Origin of the sequence: Brevibacterium oceani, assembly GCF_017948325.1 — a bacterium.
Taxonomy (GTDB): domain Bacteria; phylum Actinomycetota; class Actinomycetes; order Actinomycetales; family Brevibacteriaceae; genus Brevibacterium; species Brevibacterium oceani.
Map to the genome: position 1 here is coordinate 3,724,940 of NZ_CP072846.1, position 23,046 is coordinate 3,747,985.

Consider the following 23,046-nt stretch of genomic DNA (forward strand, 5'->3'; position numbering starts at 1 on the left):
GGGGCGGGCAGCAACCTCGGCGAAGGTCGTCGTTCAGTCCTCCGGCTGCTGGACGCCGACCCGGGCCGCACGGATGATGCGGTCACCGAGGCGGTAGCCCGGCTGCATGACCAGGAAGACCGTCGGTTCCTCAACCTCGTCGGAGGGCTGCTGCATGAGCGCCTCGTGGAGGTTCGGGTCGAACTCGTCGCCGACCTCGCCGTACTGTTCGACGCCGACCTTGGAAAGCGAGTCGATCAGCTTGTTGACGTGGGTCTCGAAGGGGCCGGAGACGTCGCCGTTCTCGCGTGCGAGCTTGACCTCGTCGAGCACGGGGATCAGGGCCTCGACGACCTTGATCGTGCCGCCGACGGCTGCGCGTTCGCGTTCGCGATCGGCGCGCATCCGGTAGGCGGCGTACTCGGCGTTGATGCGCTTGAGGTCCGCGAGGTGCGCGGCGGCTTCCGAACCCGGTTCGGGCTCGGCGGCCGCCTCGGTGTCCTCGAGGCCCGAGGTATCGGCGGGGATATCGACTCCGAGGTCGCTGGCGTCGGCAGCGGATCCCTCCGCCGCCTGCGCGGCGTTCGGATCCGTGACCTGCTCATCGCCGGCCTCGGCCGAGGCCGACTGGGCGTCGGCCTCGGGACGGACCTCACCGGTGTTCGGGTCGACCCGGCGCTTGTCACTGAAGGTGAAGCCTGGCTCCTCGGACGACTGATCGTTGCCCTCAGAAGTCATTACTTCTTCTCCTCATCCTCTTCGTCGACGACCTCGGCATCGACGACATCGTCGTCGGCGCTGGCCTCGGCTCCGGCCTCACCGGCAGCCTCGGCGCCTTCGGCACCGCCCTGCTGGTTGTAGATGGCTTCGCCGATCTTCTGCTGGTTGGCCACGAGCTTGTCGTAGGCTTCCTTCACAGCGTCGTCGTCTTCGCCCTTGAGGGCTTCCTTGACGGCGTCGACGTCGCCCTGCATCTCGGTCTTGACGTCGTCGGGCAGCTTGTCGTCGTTGTCGGTCAGCAGCTTCTCGGTCTGGTAGGCGAGGTTCTCCGCGTTGTTGCGGACGTCGGCGGCCTCACGGCGCTTCTTGTCCTCTTCTGCGTGCTCCTCGGCCTCGCGGACCATGCGGTCGATGTCTTCCTTCGGCAGTGCGGAACCGCCGGTGATCGTCATCGACTGCTCGGTGCCGGTGCCCTTGTCGGTGGCCGACACGTGGACGATGCCGTTGGCGTCGATGTCGAAGGCGACCTCGATCTGCGGCACACCGCGGGGAGCCGGAGCGATGCCGGTCAGCTCGAAGGTGCCGAGGTTCTTGTTGTCGCGAGTGAACTCGCGCTCACCCTGGAAGACCTGGATCGACACGGAGGGCTGGTTGTCCTCAGCGGTGGTGAAGGTCTCCGAACGCTTGGTCGGGATCGGGGTGTTGCGCTCGATGAGCTTCGTCATCACGCCGCCCTTGGTCTCGAGTCCGAGCGAGAGCGGGGTGACGTCGATGAGCAGAACGTCCTTGCGCTCACCCACGAGGACACCGGCCTGCACGGCGGCGCCGATCGCGACGACCTCATCGGGGTTGACGCCCTTGTTGGGCTCCTTGCCTCCGGTGAGTTCGGTGACGACGGCGGAGACGCCGGGCATACGGGTCGAGCCACCGACGAGAACGACGTGGTCGATGTCCTTGACGGACACGCCGGCGTCCTTCATCACGGCGTGGAACGGAGCCTTGGTGCGCTCGAGGAGGTCCTTGGTCAGGTCCTCGAACTTCGCCCGAGTGAGGGTCTCATCCAGGTGGATGGGTCCGTTCTCGCTCATCGACAGGTACTGCAGTGAGATGTTCGTGCTGGTGGCTGAGGACAGTTCCTTCTTGGCCTGCTCGGCGGCTTCCTTGAGGCGCTGCAGAGCGGTGGCGTCCTTGGTCAGGTCGACACCGTAGTTGTTCTTGACCTGCTCGACCAGGTAGTCGACGATCCGCTGATCCCAGTCGTCACCGCCGAGGCGGTTGTCACCGGAGGTCGCACGGACCTGAATGGTGGAGAAGTCGTCTTCGTCCTTGCCGACTTCGAGCAGCGAGACGTCGAAGGTACCGCCACCGAGGTCGAAGACGAGGATGAGCTCGTCTTCCTTGCCGCGTTCGAGGCCGTAGGCCAGAGCAGCGGCGGTGGGCTCGTTGATGATGCGCGAGACGTTGAGTCCGGCGATCTCACCGGCGTCCTTCGTGGCCTGACGTTCGGCGTCGTTGAAGTAGGCGGGAACGGTGATCACCGCGTCGGTGACCTTCTCCTGCAGGTACTCCTCGGCGTCGTGCTTGAGCTTCTGGAGGATGCGGGCCGAGACCTCGGGAGCCGTCATCTTCTTGCCGCCGATCTCGGTGGACCAGTCGGTGCCCATGTGGCGCTTGACCGAGGAAACGGTGTTCTTGATGTTCGTGACGGCCTGGCGCTTGGCGATCTCGCCGACGAGGGAGTCGCCGTTCTTGTTGACTGCGACGACGGACGGGGTCGTGCGACCGCCTTCCGCATTCGCGATGACCTTGGGGTCACCGCCCTCGAGGACGGTGACGACGGAGTTCGTGGTTCCGAGGTCGATTCCGACTGCACGTGCCATAGTTTTCTCTCCTTACAGATCGTGAGTTCCTGCGACTCGAATGTGTGCGATCGGGCGGCTCCGGTTCTTGAGTCAGAACCACTCGGCCGCACACATTGAGCCAACTGGACTCAAGTATTCTCTTCGAGGTTTCGACCGTCAAGTCGACCTCATCAAAGTTGCGTACACCAGACTCAACTTTGATGAGGACGGTTTTATTCCGTTAGGAGTGAAAATCTTTGCACAGCCAATTGTTGTAGGATCCCGGCAAGTTGTCAGTAATCTCATCTATCTGTCAGTGGAGTGACAGTAGTCTCACCAATCTGTCATTAACTGTGTCGATGGTCTTGGGGAGGATGAGTGGGATTGCCAGAGCAGAATAGAAACATGACCAACCACGAGCGTTCGTTTCAGATCCCGTTCAATCCCACTTCCCGCGACTTCGCGGGCTACCCGATGCCGGTCTCCGTCCCAGATGGAATGCGTCTCGAACTGAGTCGCTCGCGAATCATCCCCGGACAAGAGGATGTCTTCGACGAGTGGATGGACATGCTCAACAGTCGGCCCACCGAGCTCCAAGAAGGCCTGTCCGCAGAGAGGCAGGTCTTCGAGGCAACATTTCGAAGCATTGAGGCAGATGGTTCGACGTGGATTTACCATCTCTCCCTCGTGGGCGTCGACGGCAGTGAGAATGATGAATCGATCGCGGTGGACGCTGATCATGTTGCCTACAGTGGACGTGCCAAAGAACCAGGTTGGGAAGAACTTGAGCCGCGGTTCATGCTGGTCCCCAGCGAGTTTCTCAACCTGATGAAAAGATTCGCTGAAACAGGGCAATGCGATTTCAAAGATGACCACGACTGAGCACTCCCAGACTTAAGTTGTCCGTGTCTCGAGGTTCGAGTCTATGAACTGCCGTGTTTTCCGACGCGAGCAGCGTGGGTTTGGATGTGGCCTTTGCGCAGTCACCAGCGGTTGGTGGGCACACAGCAAAGTGGACTGGTGCAAATACCGGGGGATAGTTGCAAATACGGGGAGATAGTGGGATAGTACTAGTGCGGACCCGTCCAACGAACGTTGGATCACGGGTCCAGCTTCTTTTTACGACACGTCATGTGTTCGTGTACCGGTTGGGTCAAGAGTCGGCCACCACTTCCACGCGAATTTCTTCTGGGGCAGCGCCAGCACATTCTGGTAAGCGGCGTAGGCAACAATATCGGCGATCTGAATCCACTGGCTCAAATGTGAGTGTTGGAACGACGGGTCTTCCAAGATGCGTCGGCTCTCAACCTCGAGGTCGCGATGTGCCCGCCGATAAATCTGATCGGTTCCATCACCATCCATGTAGATCAACCCCCATTCCCCGGCAGATGCAAGCTCGCGCTCGAGGGTCCCAACCAGTTCTCGATAAACACGTTCGCGTTCGTCTCGGTAGGCTTGCCGCCTCGCAGTCGTGCGCGCAAAAATCGTGCCAGAACCTAACCACGACCACTTCCCGAAACGAGCAAATGTTTCGTCAAGGACGAGAGAGCGATTGGCTTTGCTCCGATTCCAGCCATCTTCGAAAGTCGAAGGGTTACCACGTCCATTCGCGAATTTGGTCATATGCAGTTCGTAGTTCTTGGGGATCCCGTAGCTATCCCGCATCCAAGCGCGCCAGTCAAGAACTTCTTGGAGACCTTCGCGCCACTGGTCGGCAGAAATAGAGACCCAGCTGTAAGCCACTATGCCGGATGATCCAGCACCAGAGTCGTCGACGTAGATGAGTCGTACTGGAGCGGCTGCGGAAGTCGTCATTTCTTGACCGTACCTGAGTTGCCCTAAGGACGAACGCGGACCGGGCTATGGGGAGGCAGGATGAGGACGTTTCCATTATGCGCATGAGGATTTTGACAAGTTAGGGAGACAGATCCCGTCTCATGGTTGTGTCACATTGCAGGTCACCGCGCTGTGCCTATGACAAGTTCCACGAGATCCTACAATTGTAGGTTCCGCTCAAAGTGGCAGTAATGTCATTTATATGTCAGCGGCGTGTCAGTAGTCTCGCGTTTCTGACAGTAGGTCACACTTGAAGAGTGAGCGTGAGAGAGGTCACACTTCGATATTGCACCGCTTCCGGCGAAGTGGTCACGACGCCTCTGCACGCTGCTCGCGCGGAAACGATTGTTTCAGGACTACCGATCAGGATCCCGCCGACCTATCGGGGCCAGCACAACTACCCAGGATTGTTCTGGGCAGCGACGAATAGACGAACGCTTGTGTACGAGAGTCTCCTCGAACTAGATCGACTCTGGCTGGCGGACTTTGATTCAACAGCGGTAGGTATTGCAACGCAGCCCTTCCAAATCGCTTGGCGAGAGGGTTCCGCGACCCGGTTCCATGTTCCAGATGTCTTGCTCACGCATGCAGACATGCGAGTGACCGTGATTGATGTAAAGCCCGAATCGTTGGTGAACAAGCCCGAGGTGAAACGGCAATTCGAATCGACGCGCGAAATGTGTCGCGATCGCGGATGGGACTACGAAGTTTTCACCGGCGACAATGGAGTGGTTTTACGCAACATCCGGGCTTTGGCTGTGGGACGTCGGCCTGAACGACTACCCGAAGCTCTCATCTCACAGACCAGGGAGAGCCTCAGCCCGCGCGCAGTCACTGTCGGTGAGGCTCTAGCCAAACGGCCTTCCGGCTTTGATGAAAGTCTTTGGCGGGCTGCACTATTCGCACACGTATGGTCTGGCGAGGCAAAAGTTGATCTGCGGAGCCCTTTGTCCAATGGCACTCTCTTGCACTTAGATGAACGAGTCGCGGCATGAGGGACGGGAGCTTGAACGTCTCGGTTGGTGCCCGCTTGTGGTACCTGGGATCAGCGTGGACTGTGGTCGAGCTCGATGGTGCACTTGTGACACTGCGTTCAAGCACTCACTTGAAGAAGGTGCACGGATCATCTCTGGTCGGGTCCGCAACGTCACTCGACGACAACTCAGACGTGAGCGATTCGGGTGAGCTCGAGGCCGTGGCGCTGAGCGCCCTCAACCCGGGGAAGCGTTCCGAAGTTGAACGACAGGCTCAAGTGTTCGACGAGCTCGTGATGGCCCCTTCTAGCATGTCGGCAAACGAACGGTACCAAGCCGCTGCGGACGAACTTGGAATTTCCCTCCGAACTGCGTATCGAAGGGGTCAGCGATACGCCGAAAAAGGGATTGCTGGGCTTGTGGATTCGCGTCAACTGCGACCGAGCCGGCCAACAGTTGACCCACTGTGGGACGCTATCTGCGTTGAGGTGCTCGAAGAGTACCGGGACCAATCGAATCCAACGATGAAAACGGTACTGAAGAAGGCGAACGCACTTTTCGCGACTCGGTTCCCGAGCAAGGTTGGTCCTTCAAGGTCAGTGGGGTACCGACGCATTCGGGAACTCGATAAGGGCCGCTACACTTTCGGAGCTGCAAAGCAGAGACGGTCGGTAGCGGAACGTCCCCAAGGGCATATGGGGAGGCTAAGAGCAGATCGTCCCGGACAGTTCGTTGTTCTGGACACCACTCGCCTGGATGTCTTCGCCATGGAACCAATCACCGGCCGGTGGCTGAACACCGAACTGACAGTGGCAATGGACCTATACTCTCGATGCATTCTGGGAATGGTTCTGCGTGCAGTATCAACGACAGCCCAGGACGTCGCGACAGTCCTGTACCAAGTGGTCACGCCACAACACTGGGGACCCCCGCAAGACGCTGAACTGCCATCACCGTAGGTGGGAGTACCGGATAATTTGATTGCCATGCCGACTGCGGCTGTGCCGGATACGATCGTCGTCGATCATGGCAAGGTCTATCTGTCAGCGCATACGAAGTCCGTCTGTCACCGGCTGGGGATCAACATCCAGCCAGCAACACCGCACAAGCCCACGGACAAGCCGACGCTAGAACGATTCTTCCGCACCTTGCGGCAGCAACTCTTGGAACATCTCCCGGCCTACAAGGGCCCCGACGTCTATTCTCGAGGTCAACGAGTCGAGGACGAAGCCTTCTATTACGTCTCCGAACTAGAGACAATCATTCGCGAGTGGATCGGCATCTACCATCACACACCGCATCGGGGCCTGTGTGATCCGCGGATGGATTCTGTCGAGCTGTCACCTGCAGAGATGTTTAGCCGGGGTGCTTCAGCTGCTGGTGTCCTGCGGCTACCGGCGAGTGAGGATCTTCGGATGGAGTTCCTCGATGTCGCCTGGCGCACGATCCAGCACTACGGTGTCGAGATCGACGGGCGTCGCTACGACGGACCGGCACTGAACTACTATCGAGGAGCTCTCTCACCCTTTGGTGGAGCGCATGCTGGGCGGTGGCCAATCATGGTTGACCGTGATGACGTCCGCACTGTGTTCTTCCAGGACCCAGAGTCAAAGGTCTGGCACACCTTGGAGTGGGAGCACACTGAGGGACTTACTGCACCGTTCAGCGCTGAGGCAGCTGCCTACACGCGACAGCTTGCGCTGAAGTCCGACCGCCATGTCGCGCCTGATGAAGCACTGAACGACCTGCTGGAGCGCCATGGCAAAGGCAAAGTGACTGCACAGCGGGAGAAGAATCTGGCCCGCCGCCTTGCCGCGCAATCCACAGACGCAGGCGCAGAGAAGGGTCCCGAAGTCATTGATCTTTTTACACATCTCGCTCGGCGCCAGAAGCAGCCTGCTGTCAGTGATGATCTTGATGTCTTTGAGAAGTACTCCAACGAAGGCGATAAGTTCGAGGTGTTCGACGAATGACGAACCGGTGGGCGTCATGGTTACGCGATCATGAACCGCAACGTTTCAACATGGCCAGCAAACAAGGATGGGATGCGTTCGCTCAATCTGCACCCCGCCCGCCTCTCGAGCTACTCTCGCGCACGGATATTCGGCAATTGTCGGACGAAGAAGTCGAAGACTACAACGAAGCGCGGATGGTGTGGAACGCTAACCCGCCAGCAGTCAAGACGACTCAGTTGAACGCAGCATTTTCCATCATGGACCAGGCAATGGCATCGAATCGCCGAGATGGTGATCGGCTTCGCGGATCGATCGTCATCGATGCCGCCCCAGCGTTGGGTAAAACCACTATCGCAACGCGGTTCGCCCGAGAATTCCACCGGAAAACACTCCGTCGGTACGGACCTCGTACAACGGATGGGCACCAGCGGCTACCGGTCGCGTTTATCCCCCTCGACGCCGGAGTCACGCTCAAAGGCTTGAACCAGAAGATACTGTCGTTCTACGGGCATCCTGGAGCCACCCGGGCCACAACTGCTCGCTTGGCCGCTTTGGCTGTTGATTGCGTACGATCCTGCGACACCCAGCTCGTCGTCATCGATGATCTCCATTTCATCGATTTCAAACATCGCAACGGACGCGAAGTCAGCAACCATCTCAAGGGCTTGGCGAACGAAATGCCCGCCACGTTCATTTATGTCGGTGTCCGGCTCAGCGAGAAACGGTTCTTTGATGAGGGACTCCTTGGCGACGATGCGGTCTACGCTCAAACCTCACGTCGAGCCACCAAAGTTCCAGTCGCCCCCTTCACCATGAAAACAGCCGCCGGCGCCCGAGCATGGACTCACCTTCTGACAAGCCTCGAGGATCATCTCTTATTGCTCGATAGCCGTCCGGGAATGCTGGTCGATCAAGCCAAAGAACTCTACCGACGGACACAGGGACACATCGGGTCCCTCACCTACTTGCTCGATCGCGCCAGTTACCTCGCCATCACCACCGGTGTTGAGACTATTACCCCGGAGATTCTGTCTGCGGTCACGATTGACAATGCAGCCGAAACCAGCGCCCGCACAGCCTAGCGACAAGCGCGCGTCGACGCACTTGCGGGGAATCACGTCCGGCTACGACCTCGACGCATGGCCCCTGACACTGTCCATTGAACCCGATGAAACCCTCTCGAGCTGGTGGGCACGTATCGCCTCCCGGTTCGGTGTCTCACCGGCCGCATTGTTTCGCGAAGTCGGGTTCCGAATGGGTTCCTACACCCCGTGGCGAGTGGAGCAACGACTCGCGCGCCCCAGTTCCCCATTGAGTGTTCGAACCGGGGTATCCAACGAAACCAGGGCTCAGGCCCACACCGCTCAGGCGCGCATCTCCGATCTTCTCGCAAGCGTGACTCAGCGGTATCACGCACCAACAATCTCTTCGAAGCCCTCATTTGGGAGCCGTTTTTGTCCCTCGTGTCTTGCTGAGACCGGGACCTGGTCCGGACTCTGGCGAAGCCCACTCATCACTATGTGCCCCTACCACCATGTGATGCTCGTCGATGAATGTCCTCAGTGCGGGGGCCGTCCCTTTTCCGGTCCGGCATGGGCGATGCACGAAAGACGGAACTGATTCGCCCCGGGAATAATGGAGACAGTGAAGCCACGGAAAGGACTTCCCTGTCATGCCCCAAAAGAAATACCCGCTCGAGCTTCGTGAGAGAGCAGTCCGCATGGTCCTCGACGCACTCGAAGCTGACCCGGGTGCCCGCCGCGGCATCTTCCGCCGTATCGGCGACCAGCTCGGTGTCAACCCCGAAACGCTGCGGTCGTGGGTCAACCAGGACCAGGTCGATGCCGGCGACCGGCCCGGCACCACCACCGCTGATGCCCAGCGGATCAAGGACCTCGAGAAAGAGAACCGGGAACTGCGCCGGGCTAACCAGATCCTGAAGTCGGCGTCGGCTTTCTTCGCGGCGGAGCTCGACCGCCCCTCGAAGTAATCGTCGCCTTCATCGACGAGCATAAGGACGAATTCGGAGTCGAGCCGATCTGTTCCACGCTGCGTGCTGCCGGCGTGAAGATCGCTCCGAGTACCTACTATGCCCGCAAACAGCGGCCAGCCTCGAATAGGCAGAAACGTGACGAGATCCTGAAAGAGGAGATCAGCAGGGTGCATACGAACAACTACGATGCGTTCGGAGCCCGGAAGATGCACATCGTCCTCAACCGCGAACCCGACCCGTTAGGGCGCGGGCATGTAGCCCGATGCACGATCGAACGCCTGATGAAAGACCTCGGATTACACGGGATCAAGAGGGCCAAAGCACCGAACACCACACGGTCAGCACCGCGGGAGAACTGTCCAGCCGATCTCGTCGATCGCCACTTCGCGGCTTTCGCCCCTGACCGGCTGTGGGTTGCCGACATAACTTATGTGCACACGTTCACCGGGTGGGTCTACGTCGCGTTCGTCACCGACGTGTTCAACCGCGAGATCGTCGGCTGGCAAGTCTCGAGATCGCTGCATACCGAGTTGGCTCTTGATGCTCTGCAGATGGGGATCTATCAGCGGAAACGTGCAGGTGGCGACCTATCCGGGCTGGTGCACCACTCAGATCGCGGGGTCCAGTATCGGGCGATTCGCTATGGCGAGGCCCTGGCCGAACAAGACGCCGTCGCCTCTGTCGGGTCGAAAGGCGACTCGTACGATAACGCCCTTGCCGAAGCCTTAAATTCACTCTATAAGGCCGAGCTGATCCGGAACAAGGGTCCGTGGAAAGGTATTGATGATGTCGAGATCTCCACGGCGGAGTGGGTGCACTGGTTCAACACGTACCGGCCTCACGGAGCACTCGGTGGTGCGACTCCCGCTGCGTTCCGAGCAGACTATTTCAACGCGCTGCCACGGGCTGCCTAGCTCGTGCACAAGCTGACGATTTCCAAGTAGAAAACTCTCCATCAAACCCGGGGCTTGACAATCACCTGGCCGAAGCCGAGTCTCTTCCACGACTGGGTGATGGCGTCGATGAGGATGGATGCCCGTGAACCCACAACGGTTCGTGCCCGCGGCGGTGCACTAGTGCCGGTGGGTAGGCCAAGTTCGAGCTCGAGCTGCTCGGCTGCACCGTAGCCAGCGAGCTTCTCTTCCCCTGCGGTCAGCAGAGCCGTCAGTTCTGCTTCTGTGTGAGCAGATCCCAGGTGTTCAAGGACCGTGACTTTCCCACGGTGTTTGCGCACGATCTGCACGGCAGTGGCCCCGGAACCGGTGGTGACTTTCCGGAGACGAGGCGACATAACCCCATCGTAGACAGCCGATTAGTGTCCCACCAACACAATTTGCGACCTTTTGACCAGCGCAAACACAAACAGGATCGAGAAATCAGCACCTAGTTGTGGAAGTCAGGTTAGAGACGGAACTGATCTATCTCACCGAGGAGGGCTCCTCGGTCACGACGACTGTGGGCGCTGTAGACACGACCCGGCTTTCGAAGGGTCTACCGGTCCGATCGTCCAGATTCTATGCACGTCAGCGTCACTACCCGGGTCTGTTCTGGTCTGCGACTACGGGCGGCCACGTCCCGTATGAGAGCCGGTTGGAACTTGACCGACTGTGGGTGGCTGACTTCGATCCCTGGGTTGTCTGGATCTCCGGCCAACCGATGTGGTTGAGCGGTAGCGACGGTGAAGCGGTTCGTCGGCACGTCCCTGATTTCCTGCTGACTGGATCGGATGGTCGATTGACCGTTGTCGATGTGAAGCCGGCCGAGTTCGTCAGTTGACCGAAAGTCGCGGCTGTCTCTATTTTGACGCGCTGTTACGAACGTAACCGGATCGGTGGATCAAGGGTCAGAGTCTACTGCAATCCCGTGCAAAAAATTGTCTACCGTTAGCTCAACCATTTTCTCTATCTCTTCTGGGACCGGCGTCATGTGTATGTGCTTGCGTACGACGTAGTAGATGAAGCTTGAATGCAAGTGCCAAACGATCTCGAAATCAAGCTTATTTTTGAGGTGCATTGACTCCTGGACCTCAAATGCGATTGTGGATAGAAGGGCCTCAACCTGAGCCATAATGTAGTTGTTGGTAAGATCCAGACCGTCGAGGCTTGAGTGCATAGCGATCCGAATCCAGCATCTATTATCGATGGCATAAAAGTATTGGCTGTAGAAACTAATCAGACGAGAACGAATAGGAACAGACCGCTCGCTGAGCCTGGTAAGCCATGAGGGATCCCAACGGGAGAGGATCGTCTCTTCGTATACACGTTGGATCAGTGCTTCCTTGGTGCCAAAGTAGCGGTAAATGAGGGACTCGGACACGCCCAGCTGTGCCGCAAGGTCTCGGGTCTGTGCCGAGAACCCTCGTTCAGCGAAGAACGTCACTGCACCTTCGAGAATGGAGACCTCGCGGTCTTTTGGGGACATGCGTACACGCCGACGAGATGTCGGTAGTTTTGACTGCGAGGGCGGTTTGCTATCACCCGGCGCTGAGGTAGCTGCCAAGGGGACTCCTTTCAAACGATATTAGACGTCGGCCTCTTGCTATGTCGATGAAGCTTCGTGAAGGTGACTACCGCCAGCCTCACTTGCCCTAGCCATGCCGCCATTCGGCACATCGAAGGATCTTCCACGTTGATCCGATACCGTGTGAGACGCCGCAACGGTGTAGTCCCTGGAATTGTCTTCGAATCATGCACGACAATCCACTTGGCTCACCCCTAAAGAATACGCTTCGGGTCATGATTCGGATTCGAACCGTATAAGCTGTCGTATCGCTTGCCCTTCGGCAAGCACATCCATAGCCTCATTGATCTGTTCGAGATGGAGAGTTGAGGAAATAAGTCTTTCCACAGGTAGCCTGCCCTCGCGCCACATTTGAGCGAAGAGAGGGACGTCGCGGTCCGGGACAGCCGATCCAAGGTAGCTTCCTTGGATGACGCGTGCTTCGGTAGTCAGTCCGAGAGGATGAATAGTTGACTTCGCGGAAGGTGAAGGAAGCCCGACCGTGGTCATAGAACCGCCAGGTGCTGTCAATTGCACGGCGGTTTCGAAAGCCCTCGGGTGGCCGGCGGCCTCGATGACGACATCAGCTTTTACCTCGGCGTCCAATGCTTCCTCGGGTGTGTAGGCTCGGTGTGCTCCTAGACTGAGCGCGCTGTTCAGCTTGTCTGGTTGGGAATCTATTCCGACTACAGAGCCTGTGCCGAGTGCCTGGGCGACGAGAAGCGCAACCATTCCGACGCCACCCAAACCTACGATAGCGACAGAGTTGCCCTTCTCTGGGCGTGCAGCATTTAGTAGGGCACCGCCGCCAGTAAGGATGGCACAGCCGAGCATTGCGGCCACTTCCGGTGGGATATCATCACTGACTGGAACCACAGAGCGACGATCTACGAGAGCGTGGGTTGCGAATGCGGATACCCCGAGATGGTGCTGTACGAGGGATCCGTCTCTATGCAGCCGCCGCCCGCCCATCAGTCGACCCTCATTGTTGGCGACAGTGCCCCTCTCACATGGCAAGCGACCATTAGTACCGCATTGCACGCAAGTCCCACAACGAGGAAGGAACGTCATAACGACACGCTGGCCGATAGATACGTCATTGATCCCCTCTCCAACGTCAATGACACGACCCGAAGCTTCGTGGCCAAGTAGCATCGGAAGAGGTCTAGGCCTATCCCCGTTGACTACCGAAAGATCTGAATGACAAATCCCGGCGATTTCAATCTGCACGACGAGTTCGTTGGATTCTGGAGAATCAAGTTCTAGTTCTGAGATCGTAAGCGGGCGGGATTCCTTGTATGGTCTAGTTCGTCCGCTTTCTTCTAGAACTGCACCGCGAATCTTCATATGCTCTCCTTGCTTAGCAATATATTTCGGTTCATAGCAATCTGTGCTTCACGAGATTCGGCGTTTTCCGAGGCGTAAGTTTCGATCTGTACCCAGTTCATGGAGTGGGAGGTGGGCCGTTTCTTTTGCTGTCCATGCCGTCGCAGCGGCAACGAGGGCAAGCGCGGCTCCGAGAGTGGCTGGGAGGAACCATGCGGGGCCGACACCAACACCGACTAATGACTGCGCAGCAGTCGGAGTGAATCCTGTCACGATGAGGCCGAGTTGGAGGCTGATCGCATATCCGCTGTAGCGGACTCTGACGTTGAACATTTCAGGAAAGAACGCGGGGTAAACGCCGTTCGCAAAGCTATAACACACGCCCATTGTCAGAACCCCTGCGAGCCCGACTAACAACAAACTTCCAGTTCCGACTGCGTTGAAGAATACGAAGACCGACACCGCTAAGCTTATGCATCCGGTGATGAATATAGGTTTGCGCCCGTACCGGTCGGACAGCATACCTGCAACCGGCATGAGGACTGCCGACACGGCATTAGCGATAATCCAGACCCAGAGCATATCGGAACTCGTGATTGTGGTAGTCGCGGGGACATAGCCGAGCGCAAACACAGTCATGAGCGCTTGGACGGCGAGGAAAAGACAGGCCCCTGTGACGCGTAAGAGATCTCGCCACCAGTCCCGGACTACGGCCACGATCGGCATCTTGGAGGTGTGTCCGGTTCGACGGCTTTCTGCAAAAACTTCAGGTTCTTCGATTCGACGTCGGATGAAATATGCGACTATTAGAATGATTGAACTGAGCCAGAACGGAATCCGCCAGCCCCACGCAAGCAAATCTTCCTCTGGCAGCGCCATGATCGGCAGGAAGACGAGGCTGGCAAGGACGAATCCGACGGCCACACCGCTTGTGACGCTGCTGCCAAATAGGCCGCGTCTGCCTTCGGGAGCCTGTTCGATGGTTAAGGATGCCGATCCTGCTGACTCACCAGCTGCTGATATGCCCTGCAGGATGCGTAGCACTACTAAGACGATTGGCGCTGCAATGCCGATCTGGTGATAGGTCGGAAGAAATCCGATCAGAACGGTGGCAGTGCCCATCATGATCAGTGAGATAATGAGAGTTGCGCGGCGTCCGATAGTATCCCCGATGTGCCCGAATATCAGTGCGCCGAGTGGTCGAGCAATGTAGGCGACACCAAATGTTGCAAGGGATAGCAGAGCGCCGACGTCACTCTCTTCGGGAAACATTATATGTCCGAAGACGAGGGAGGCAGCAGTAGCATAAATAAAGAACTCATAGAACTCGAGCATGCTTCCGAAGAAGCTGGCGGCGGCAGCCCGCCGTGCCTGTGAGTTACCGATAATTGGACTGATTTTCAAAGTGGTCGTCATTGACCCATTCCTTTCGAGGGATTACGGGAAGGAGCAACCGAGAGGGAGTATCCCACCCGGTGTGGACAGTGGTACGACCGCCGAAAGTATCCGTTGGACGGTCTTTAGGGTGGGTGTGCAAGAACGGCCCGGAGCCACGAGCTGTCCATACCACCTCGCGGTCGTCCTCTATTCCGCGACGTTCGAAATCATGGCCGCTAATATGCAAAGCTATGGAATACCCCGCAGGAAGGATGACGCAGGTTGGCCAAATTTCAATTTGCAACTCGTAAACCTGTCCTGGCTCTAGCGGCTGAATTTCGTCGTGGGAGTGGTATGGACGATAGGGAAGCGTTTTTTTAGGGTCGAGCTTCCGATGGGATGCGCGCAACCATCCTTGGGCAAGCGGTGTAGCGGGATCGATAGTGCCAGGAAAGTGGACTTCCCGGCCGTCTGGGTCGAACGCCTGTAGCGTACAGAAGAGGTCAGCGTCCGAAGTGGAGGACGAGATATAGAGTGTAGCCGCCAGTGGGCCAGTAAGTTCGATCTCTTCCTGTAGCGGCGTCGTATAGAAGGCGACGGGATCTCCAAGTGCATCGATAGAGATCTCACCGTCCGATGGCTCGAGACCGAGTTCGTGACCAGCTCCGAGGTAAAGAGATGTCCATTCGGTGCGAGCGAGGGGCCATTCGTCTTCATGCCGAATGATCGTGTCGGAGCTAAACGGGCGACGTAGCCGCAGCATTACTGGCGGTTGCGTGTCCCACCCATTATCTTCGCCCTTTAGGAAGTGATCGAGGAATTTCTTCTGTAGCGCCATTCCCTCTTCGAGATAGAACCATTCTTCGTGACGCCCGGGGTGAGTCTCTAGCCATTTGTGTTGCGAGGACGCCTGAGTGAACGCTTCGAAGTTTCCACGCGGATGGAGACCGTACCCCGCGAGACTAGCGGCACTAAGGAATGGTGTTGTGACCTTCGACCAGTCTGCACTACGAGCACGGAAATACTGATCGTAAAGAGGTCGGGCAAGCGCATCTTGCAAAGGATCAGAATGATTAGCTGCAAGTTCGTCCTCGCTCAGCTTTTCTGGCCCAGTCACTGATTTACCTGTCCATGGGTCAAGCGGAGCTTGCGGGTTTCCGTGCTGGACGCAGAGTACTTGACGGGGAAACCAACTAGTCAAAAAGGCGTTACTGAGAATGCCCCCATGACGATACTTGTCGCGATAGAGGTCTGCCGCACCTTCCCAGGGAATCATCGCAGCGAGGTGGGGCGGCTGAAGACTGGCGACAAGCCACTGATTGACTGCAAAGTATGAAATTCCATTCAACCCGACCTTGCCGTTGCACCACTTTCTTGTTCCCGCCCATTCGATAGCGTCGTGGAGATCGCGCACTTCTCGCGGCGAATAGATGTCGAGGTATCCAGGGCTACGACCTGCCCCTCGGGAGTCAACGCGCACGACGGCGTAGCCCCAAGGTACCCAAATCTCAGGGTCCACGGTCTCCCAAGTCAAGTACGATCTCGTGGATCCGTCCAGCAGGTTGGGATGTGTCCTATCGAGCCACTCCCACTGTTCCTTGTAGCCGGTCTGAAAAGGCACTCCTTTGCCGTAGGGGCCAAGGGTGAGAATCGCGGGTACGGGGGTGGTCCCATCGGGGCGAAACACGTCGGCCCGAAGCACGATGCCGTCGTCCATTTTTATCGGTACATCACGTTCGATATGAATCATTTTTTTCTCCTTGTGGCATGACAGATCCGATTGTTCGAATTCACACAGTTATCGAGTCAATGCGATCTACCAGACAGACAAAACACCGCAGACTCGACCTTTGGTGCTAGCGGTCTGGACTATGCAACCGAATCTGGCGCCACCTGAGTTTGCATCCACGCACGGTTCTCTGACGGCCATCCCAATGTCTCCGACATATATTTGGTTTCCTTGGCGCAAAGGTGGGTGCAGCCGAGGGTAGGTAGTGCATCATTCGACTCCATCGTCGATCCGATCAAAGTTCACAGATCATTAATGAAGAACTGTTCATTAGTCATGATAATGCACATCCCCCAGAGCGCAAGGTCTGTGGGTAAGGATTCTGGCGCAGACAGAAGGAACGATGCATCAAAGTCCGCGCTGACGTGGGAGCGCCCGCTAGTCTGCGTCTCCGCGGTTCCCCTGACAAGCCCTTGAGCTCGAGGTACACGACCACTCATGTTTCGGATTTCTCTTTGGGTTTCGAGGGCACCGTGGTGGTCTTCAACCCCTCATCGACGTGAACTGGCGCAGTCAGACGGAATATCAGTTTGCACAATGTCCCACACATGGAGGGCCAGCTGAAGGTCGAGCCGTGTGGCAGCAGGCTTCAGATCTCGCCGGATCAGACTCTCAATGCGGTTCAGCCTCTGACTCACCGTATTGACATGGACAGTTAGAGTTCCAGCAGTCCGGCTCACCGAGAACCCAGAGGCCAGCCACGTACGCAACGTGGGCACCAAGTCGGTACTACGACGATCATCTTGCTCTGCGATTGGTGCGATCAACTGGTTAGCTAGTCGACGGTGATATGCAGTTGGAGAATCCGCCATGGCTAGGAGTGAAAGAACCGAAAAGTCTCTCAGGTCGACGATACCTGTGGCACCGCCGCTCGCCCGGAGTCGAGCGGCGCCGACTGCGGCTAGATACGCTGAGCGGATCTCACTGGAATGGTGAATCGGCGGACTGATCACAACGGTTAATGGAAGCGCCAACGTGCCGCTGAGTTCACTTAGTGCACGGTTGAGTCCTTGCCCGGAGCCATGCGTTTCCGACATAAGAAAAACAACGTCGTCACGGTATGAAGTTGCTAGGGCATTGACATGGGTGAGCCTACGAATTCGGCGAGCAACGTCGGGCAATCGTTCGACTATGGTGTGACCGCGCACGAGTATGACATGACTGGCCGCGTTGAGGTCGAATCCCAGTGCCTCGCCCCGTTCCAAAAGCACCTGCGGCAGTGAAGTATTTTGTTCCTGGAGGACATCAGCGAGGAGGTCGCCCGAGAGACGTTCCTCGATCTCGAGAGCATGCCGAGTTGACATAATATCGATGCCTACGACAAGCGCGAACTGTTCAACCAGGCGACGACAGGTCGTGTCAGGGACGGCATCATTGCCGATCACCCATAGTCGAGCAGCAACCTCTCCGGCAATAACAACAGGTGCGACCCACGCGTCTCTGCCATCGCTGCCCACCTGCCGAGTGATCAAAGTCAGTTCTCCGTTGGGCCGCACATTGAGCTTTCGTCGCGTCTTCGAGATAGAAGTGAAGTCAGCGTTGCCGGTCGCAGCGAGTACTTTCCCGTCATTCTCTATCACCGCCACGGAGGCGTTGAGCACATTCCCCAAACTTTGGACCAGATCGTCGAGCCCAACTTCGTCCAGTACCAACTGCATGAGTCGGCGGTGTTCTTGCTCTGCCCACTCGCGGCGTGCTCGGAGCCGAGCGGTGTGAATCGCCGAGACGGTCTGCTCAGCCAGTAGTTCGGTCAGCTCAATGTCAGCGGCCCCGTAGAGCCGCGCAGGAAGAGAATACCCAACCAGCACTCCGATCGGTTTGCGTTCTCCTCGCAGGGGTGACGCCACCAGGCTGTTGTACCCCATCAACGATGAGACCATGAGTCGCCCGTAGAGAGGGACATTCTGTCGCACGTCTGAGATAGTCACGGTTCGATTACTCCGGAATGCGCTTGCCGCGGGCGAGTCCGCTTCCGGTGAGATCGGCCCTATTTGCAACGAGCCTTTGTTGCGGAATTCACCCACGTAGTCCTGAGTCAGTCCAGACCAACCAACGATCTCGAGCTGCGCGTCAGAGCTGTCCGAGAGCATCACTGCGCAGAAGTCGAACCCAATGAGCTCGCGAGCTCGGTCTGCAATACGCGTGAGGACTACGTCCAGTGGGTCCGCAACATTAACCGCTCGCGAAATTTCCGAGACGGCTTTCATCCAGGTGCGAAGCACCGGAACACTCATGTTCATCGATACTGCTCCTTTGCGATAGATCTGAGGTCTGTCTCAGGACCCGTAGTTGCTCAAGTTACGACAGCAAATTTTCTATGGCTATGTCGCCCAATGTACATCAACACATTATTTTAAGGATGACTATGTGTGCTTCCACCTAGTTTCGCTTCCCCTCGATACTGCAGACTCATGTTGTTAAGCGACCAATTGGTTGCAGACCTGGAACTGGAGGAAATGTGTCGAGTGACGTTGCTGATCCGCTATGGGCCCCCGACAGAACTAGGGTCAAAAGGACCGCATTGGCTGAGTTCGTTGACCTCGTGAACAGGGATTACTGCTTGGACTTGGATGTTATGGACTATGCGGAGGTACATGCATGGTCCATCTCTGACCCCAGCCTATTCTGGGAGGCCGTGGCACGCTTCAGTGGGGTACGGTTTCAGCAGTCCGCGCGCACGAGCGTAAAGGGGCTCGACGACATGACCCGCACCTCATGGTTCCCGGGCGCCACCCTGAATTACGCGGAGCATGTGCTAACCGCCCGCCCGGGCCACGAGGACGATGCCGTCGCCATTCTGTTTGAACGCGAAGACGGCAAACAAGAATCCATCACCTACGGAGAGTTGCGGGTACGCGTCGCTGCGGCTCGCACCGGACTCAAAGACCTTGGGGTCAGAAAGGGTGACTGTGTTGCGGCCCTTGCCCCGAACTCCGTGGAGACCGTCGTTGCCTTCCTCGCCACTGCGAGCTTGGGCGCGGTTTGGTCTTGTTGCTCGCCTGACTTCGGCGCTCGGGCAGTAGAAGATCGTTTCCGGCAACTCTCCCCGACAGTGCTACTTGTGGTCGACGGCTACAAATACAATGGAAAGACCTTCTCGCTGGCTGATCGCATTGAGACGCTTCGCGCCCAACTTCCGTCTTTGCTGTCAACGGTACTTGTGCCGTATATCGACCCTGATGCCGTGGCGGTAGGCACGGTCAGTTGGGATGAATTGACAGGGCGAATCGAACCGATTGCGTTTGAGGCAGTGCCGTTCGATCATCCGCTCTGGGTCCTGTACTCTTCCGGCACCACCGGGCTGCCGAAAGGGATCGTGCATAGCCACGGCGGGATCGTCTTGGAACATCTCAAAACGCATCTCCTCATGAACGATATACGCGCGGGTGTTCGCTTCTTCTGGTTCACGACTACCGGATGGATGATGTGGAACTTCCTATTGGGTGGGCTCCTCGTGGGAGCAACGATCGTGTGCTACGACGGAAGTCCGACGTATCCCTCACGCGACCGGCTCTGGACCATGGCAGATGAGTACGGAATCGAAGTATTCGGCGTGTCCGCTGCCTTCATTCATGCCGCGATGCGTGCGGGGGACTCTCCGCGCAAGCATCACGATCTCCGTGCCATACGCGCTCTTGGCGTGACTGGTTCGCCGCTATCGCCAGAGGGTTTCGAATGGGTGGCTGGTCACGTGGGTAGAGACATTCAAATCAACGCCAACTCCGGAGGGACCGACGTATGTACGCCGTTCGTGATGTCAGCTCCGAGCGTGCCAGTTTGGAGGGGAGAGATCTCTTGCGCATCGCTCGGAGTGGCGGTCGAGGCCTTCAACGACGCCGGGCAGGCTGTAGTTGACGAGGTGGGCGAACTGGTCGTCACCAAGCCGATGCCGTCAATGCCGGTATCGTTTTGGGGCGACGAGGGAGACGCACGACGAAGAGCCGCGTACTTCGAAGACTTTCCTGGAATTTGGCGCCACGGCGACTGGGTAAAGAAGACATCGCGAGGCTCCTACATAATTTACGGACGCAGCGACTCGACGTTAAATCGTGGCGGCATTCGCATGGGAACCGCGGAGTTCTATTCTGTAATCGAAACCTTCCCCGATGTCCATGACTCTTTAGTCATCGATATCTCAACCCCGGACGACGTCACTGAGGCACCACTCATGTGCTTCGCCGTTTTGGCCGACGGCGTCGATGAGAAAGCGATATTCACCGAAATTCGCTCGGCTCTCCGCAAAGAACTGTCACCACGGCATGTGCCCGATCGGTTCATCAGCGTCACACAAATACCCCGAACTCTCAACGGCAAGAAATGCGAGGTGCCAGTTAAGCGCATTCTCTTGGGTGCGTCGCCAGAGAATGCGGTGAGCCGAAGTGCTCTTCAAAACCCCGAAGCTATCGATGAGTACATCACCATCCGAGATCAACTAGCCGCAACAACAAACCCGTCCAAGAAAGGACAGTAATGACTACGCTTCAGAACAACACACGTCAGTACGTCGAAGAGCTCTGCCAACGTTACCGCCGATGGGGCCAGTGGGGCTCCGAGGATGAGCACGGATCACTCAACTTCATAACGCCCGATACCCTCGTTCGGGCAGGGGAGCTCATCCGAACCGGAAAAGTCGTGTCGTGTGCACTTCCGTTTGATGAAAACGGTCCACAGTCCGGTCGTTTCGGCGGACGGCATAACCCGATCCACACAATGGTACAGGATGGTGGCGACATTGCTATCGGCGCCCAAGACCACATTAAGGAGCTCCGATTCACCGACGACACCATCACAATGCCGCTGCAGTGCGGAACTCAGTGGGACGCCCTTGCCCATGTTTTCCACAAGGGTCGCATGTATGGAGGTCACGGCGTCGAACACGTCACAAGTAATGGCGCTACACGCAACAGCATCGAGAAGGTCGCCGACGGAATCACGGGCCGTGGAGTGCTGCTGGATATGCCCAAATACTACGGCGTCGAATGGATGCAACCGGGCCAATCGATTTCGAGTGCGGATCTTGCTGGTGCAGCAGAGGCACAAAGCGTCGAGGTCGGCCGGGGCGACATCGTCCTAATCCGTACCGGGCAGATTGCCCAGGTCCGAGCTGAGGGCACCTGGGGAACATATGAAGCGGGCGATGCGCCCGGCCTCGGCATCGATAGCGCGCACTGGATATTCGACAAGGAGATCTCAGCTTTCTGCACGGATACCTGGGGCGCTGAGGTTCAACCCAACGATGTCGACGGTGTTTACCAGCCGCTACACCTGATCCTGCTTGTCAACGCTGGCATCCACATTGGAGAGATCTTCGATCTCGAAGCTCTTTCCGAGACTTGCGCCGCAGAGAGCCGGTATGAATTCTTGCTTGTTGCACCTCCATTGCCAATCACCGGCGCAGTCGGTTCGCCGGTCAACCCTTTGGCCATCTTCTAATGAATGCGCAAGGGAAAGACCGTGTGGTGTTGCTTGATGGAGCCAGAACTCCAGTCGGCCGCTTTCTAGGCGCGCTCAAGGATGTACCCGCCCACGAGCTTGGCGGCACAGCCACGAGAGCGGCGCTTAGCCGTGCCGACGTTGCACCGAACCAGATCGGCGAGGTCGTAATGGGATGTATCGGGCAAGTGGGCAAGGACGCATTCAATGCCCGACGCGTTGCTTTCGCTGCAGACATCCCCAGCGAGGTACCTAGCTATACCGTCAACCGTCTCTGCGGTAGTGGGCTACAAGCGGTCTGGTCGGCTGCCATGCAGTTGCGCGAGGGCGAAATCGATTTCGCGGTCGCCGGCGGCGACGAATCGATGTCTCGGATGCCGTTCTATGACTTCGACGCTCGCGACGGACGCAAACTCGGAGATCGGGCTCTCCACGATGGCACGCTGATGATGCTTACTGACCCGTTCCGCGACATTCCGATGGGTGTCACGGCCGAGAACGTTGCGGCCAAATACGATGTGTCTCGCGAAGCCCAGGACCAATTCGCAGCCGAGTCACAACGTCGAGCGACTACAGCAGACGCCCAAGCCGCATTCGCAGATGAAATCGTGCCAGTTCAAACCGCGGGTCGAAGGCCGAGTCTTGTTGTTCTCGACGAACATCCGAGGCCGGAGACCACAGTCGAGTCTTTAGCAGCTCTGCGCCCATCATTCGACCGATCGGGAACAGTGACCGCCGGGAACTCCTCCGGAATCAACGACGGAGCGGCCGCCGTGGTTTTGGCGCGCGAAGAAGTTGCCCGTCGACGCGGTCACGAGCGAGGACTGGTCGCGCTGGAAGCAGTGGCTACTGCTGCGATCAAGCCAGAATTGATGGGATACGCACCTGTGTTGGCCCTGCAACGGCTTTTCACACAAACCGGAACGGCGCCCAACGACGTCGACGTGATCGAACTAAACGAGGCGTTCGCCGCGCAGGCAGTAGCTGTAATCCGGGGTGCGGGCCTTCCTGAAGATCGCACGAACCCATATGGCGGAGCGATCGCGCTCGGCCACCCGGTCGGGGCAACCGGAGCAATCCTGGCTGTGCGAGTAATGAAAGACCTGATCAGGCGGGACGGTGAGCTCGGCATCGTAACGATGTGTATCGGAGGAGGCCAAGCTCTCGCCGCTTTGCTGCGCCGCCTCAACTAATCCGTCCGTACGCCCATGACTTGACCCGTCTCGACGGTATTCTCCGAAGGAATTTCGAAAGGTTGAGAGCGGCGAGCTGGATCTTCTCTGGCGGCTCAGACGAGAGACCGCTTGAACGTACATCCGCGGAA

18 protein-coding genes, 1 pseudogene and 1 other annotated feature are annotated in these 23,046 nt (G+C 57.7%); of the genes and pseudogenes, 10 read left to right on the forward strand and 9 right to left on the reverse strand.

Going from position 1 to position 23,046, the window contains the following annotated elements:
* Positions 1–33 precede the first annotated feature (33 nt).
* Both J9314_RS16585 and dnaK read right to left on the reverse strand, forming a co-directional pair.
* Positions 34–717, reverse strand: coding sequence for a nucleotide exchange factor GrpE (locus tag J9314_RS16585; protein ID WP_210603391.1), 684 nt, complete (start codon positions 715–717; stop codon positions 34–36).
* Positions 717–2,579, reverse strand: coding sequence for a molecular chaperone DnaK (gene dnaK, locus J9314_RS16590; RefSeq protein WP_210603392.1), 1,863 nt, complete (start codon positions 2,577–2,579; stop codon positions 717–719). The genes J9314_RS16585 and dnaK overlap by 1 nt, the downstream gene beginning before the upstream one ends.
* A 366-nt stretch (positions 2,580–2,945) precedes the next feature.
* Here dnaK and J9314_RS16595 point away from each other — a divergent pair, with 366 nt between their 5' ends.
* Positions 2,946–3,422: a DUF6176 family protein gene (locus J9314_RS16595; protein WP_210603393.1), complete on the forward strand. Its 477-nt coding sequence runs from the start codon at positions 2,946–2,948 to the stop codon at positions 3,420–3,422.
* A gap of 237 nt (positions 3,423–3,659) precedes the next feature.
* On the opposite strand, the gene J9314_RS16600 is transcribed toward J9314_RS16595, so the two are convergent.
* On the reverse strand, positions 3,660–4,355 hold the full coding sequence (locus tag J9314_RS16600) for a DUF3800 domain-containing protein (RefSeq protein WP_210603394.1): 696 nt from the start codon (positions 4,353–4,355) through the stop codon (positions 3,660–3,662).
* Between the two features lie 326 nt (positions 4,356–4,681).
* Here J9314_RS16600 and J9314_RS19475 point away from each other — a divergent pair, with 326 nt between their 5' ends.
* The 5 genes from J9314_RS19475 to J9314_RS16630 all read left to right on the forward strand — a co-directional run bounded on the left by J9314_RS19475 (position 4,682) and on the right by J9314_RS16630 (position 10,212).
* Entirely contained in the window at positions 4,682–5,371 is a 690-nt protein-coding gene (locus J9314_RS19475; protein ID WP_425514187.1) for a TnsA-like heteromeric transposase endonuclease subunit, read from the forward strand.
* 965 nt (positions 5,372–6,336) lie between these two features.
* Entirely contained in the window at positions 6,337–7,323 is a 987-nt protein-coding gene (locus J9314_RS19255) for a transposase (RefSeq protein ID WP_246490463.1), read from the forward strand.
* Positions 7,324–7,373: 50 nt separating this feature from the next.
* Positions 7,374–8,387, forward strand: coding sequence for a TniB family NTP-binding protein (locus tag J9314_RS16615; RefSeq protein WP_246490464.1), 1,014 nt, complete (start codon positions 7,374–7,376; stop codon positions 8,385–8,387).
* Positions 8,356–8,925 (forward strand): TniQ family protein, encoded by a 570-nt coding sequence (locus J9314_RS19480; protein WP_210603397.1) that lies wholly within the window; start codon positions 8,356–8,358, stop codon positions 8,923–8,925. Before J9314_RS16615 ends, J9314_RS19480 begins: the two co-directional genes overlap by 32 nt.
* A gap of 52 nt (positions 8,926–8,977) precedes the next feature.
* A protein-coding gene (locus tag J9314_RS16630; protein ID WP_425514167.1) for an IS3 family transposase occupies positions 8,978–10,212 on the forward strand; the annotation gives its coding sequence in 2 pieces (ribosomal slippage) (positions 8,978–9,257 and positions 9,257–10,212; 1,236 coding nt in all).
* Positions 9,256–9,384: a sequence feature (AL1L pseudoknot), on the forward strand. (Overlaps the previous gene by 129 nt.)
* Before the next feature lie 59 nt (positions 10,213–10,271).
* Here J9314_RS16630 and J9314_RS16635 read toward each other — a convergent pair.
* Positions 10,272–10,589 (reverse strand): annotated as a pseudogene (locus J9314_RS16635) (IS1634 family transposase); the annotation flags it as partial.
* Between the two features lie 164 nt (positions 10,590–10,753).
* Here J9314_RS16635 and J9314_RS16640 point away from each other — a divergent pair.
* Complete coding sequence (locus tag J9314_RS16640; RefSeq protein ID WP_246490769.1) at positions 10,754–11,074, forward strand: TnsA-like heteromeric transposase endonuclease subunit; 321 nt, start codon at positions 10,754–10,756, stop codon at positions 11,072–11,074.
* A 60-nt stretch (positions 11,075–11,134) separates the two neighbouring features.
* On the opposite strand, the gene J9314_RS16645 is transcribed toward J9314_RS16640, so the two are convergent.
* From J9314_RS16645 to J9314_RS16665, 5 genes are all read right to left on the reverse strand, one after another.
* Entirely contained in the window at positions 11,135–11,797 is a 663-nt protein-coding gene (locus J9314_RS16645) for a TetR/AcrR family transcriptional regulator (RefSeq protein ID WP_210603400.1), read from the reverse strand.
* 234 nt (positions 11,798–12,031) lie between these two features.
* Positions 12,032–13,144, reverse strand: coding sequence for a zinc-binding dehydrogenase (locus J9314_RS16650; protein ID WP_210603401.1), 1,113 nt, complete (start codon positions 13,142–13,144; stop codon positions 12,032–12,034).
* Between the two features lie 48 nt (positions 13,145–13,192).
* Positions 13,193–14,539: an MFS transporter gene (locus J9314_RS16655; RefSeq protein WP_210603402.1), complete on the reverse strand. Its 1,347-nt coding sequence runs from the start codon at positions 14,537–14,539 to the stop codon at positions 13,193–13,195.
* A complete protein-coding gene (locus J9314_RS16660; RefSeq protein ID WP_210603403.1) occupies positions 14,502–16,250 on the reverse strand; it encodes a CocE/NonD family hydrolase in 1,749 nt (582 codons plus the stop codon). The genes J9314_RS16655 and J9314_RS16660 overlap by 38 nt, the downstream gene beginning before the upstream one ends.
* Before the next feature lie 530 nt (positions 16,251–16,780).
* Entirely contained in the window at positions 16,781–18,529 is a 1,749-nt protein-coding gene (locus tag J9314_RS16665; RefSeq protein WP_210603404.1) for a helix-turn-helix domain-containing protein, read from the reverse strand.
* A gap of 218 nt (positions 18,530–18,747) precedes the next feature.
* On the opposite strand from J9314_RS16665, the gene J9314_RS16670 reads away from it, so the two are divergent.
* From J9314_RS16670 to J9314_RS16680, 3 genes are read left to right on the forward strand one after another with little or no spacing between them, the layout of a single operon-like run.
* On the forward strand, positions 18,748–20,760 hold the full coding sequence (locus tag J9314_RS16670; RefSeq protein WP_210603405.1) for an acetoacetate--CoA ligase: 2,013 nt from the start codon (positions 18,748–18,750) through the stop codon (positions 20,758–20,760).
* A complete protein-coding gene (locus tag J9314_RS16675; RefSeq protein ID WP_210603406.1) occupies positions 20,760–21,722 on the forward strand; it encodes a cyclase family protein in 963 nt (320 codons plus the stop codon). Before J9314_RS16670 ends, J9314_RS16675 begins: the two co-directional genes overlap by 1 nt.
* Positions 21,722–22,915: a thiolase family protein gene (locus tag J9314_RS16680; RefSeq protein WP_210603407.1), complete on the forward strand. Its 1,194-nt coding sequence runs from the start codon at positions 21,722–21,724 to the stop codon at positions 22,913–22,915. Before J9314_RS16675 ends, J9314_RS16680 begins: the two co-directional genes overlap by 1 nt.
* Positions 22,916–23,046 lie beyond the last annotated feature (131 nt).

Bases quoted from the DNA above. Each gene is read 5' to 3' on its own strand.
- J9314_RS16585 (WP_210603391.1), bottom strand. From the start codon at position 717: ATGACTTCTGAGGGCAACGATCAGTCGTCCGAGGAGCCAGGCTTCACC.
- dnaK (WP_210603392.1), bottom strand. From the start codon at position 2,579: ATGGCACGTGCAGTCGGAATCGACCTCGGAACCACGAACTCCGTCGTC.
- J9314_RS16595 (WP_210603393.1), top strand. From the start codon at position 2,946: ATGACCAACCACGAGCGTTCGTTTCAGATCCCGTTCAATCCCACTTCC.
- J9314_RS16600 (WP_210603394.1), bottom strand. From the start codon at position 4,355: ATGACGACTTCCGCAGCCGCTCCAGTACGACTCATCTACGTCGACGAC.
- J9314_RS19255 (WP_246490463.1), top strand. From the start codon at position 6,337: ATGCCGACTGCGGCTGTGCCGGATACGATCGTCGTCGATCATGGCAAG.
- J9314_RS16615 (WP_246490464.1), top strand. From the start codon at position 7,374: ATGGCCAGCAAACAAGGATGGGATGCGTTCGCTCAATCTGCACCCCGC.
- J9314_RS19480 (WP_210603397.1), top strand. From the start codon at position 8,356: ATGCAGCCGAAACCAGCGCCCGCACAGCCTAGCGACAAGCGCGCGTCG.
- J9314_RS16650 (WP_210603401.1), bottom strand. From the start codon at position 13,144: ATGAAGATTCGCGGTGCAGTTCTAGAAGAAAGCGGACGAACTAGACCA.
- J9314_RS16655 (WP_210603402.1), bottom strand. From the start codon at position 14,539: ATGACGACCACTTTGAAAATCAGTCCAATTATCGGTAACTCACAGGCA.
- J9314_RS16660 (WP_210603403.1), bottom strand. From the start codon at position 16,250: ATGATTCATATCGAACGTGATGTACCGATAAAAATGGACGACGGCATC.
- J9314_RS16665 (WP_210603404.1), bottom strand. From the start codon at position 18,529: ATGAACATGAGTGTTCCGGTGCTTCGCACCTGGATGAAAGCCGTCTCG.
- J9314_RS16675 (WP_210603406.1), top strand. From the start codon at position 20,760: ATGACTACGCTTCAGAACAACACACGTCAGTACGTCGAAGAGCTCTGC.
- J9314_RS16680 (WP_210603407.1), top strand. From the start codon at position 21,722: ATGAATGCGCAAGGGAAAGACCGTGTGGTGTTGCTTGATGGAGCCAGA.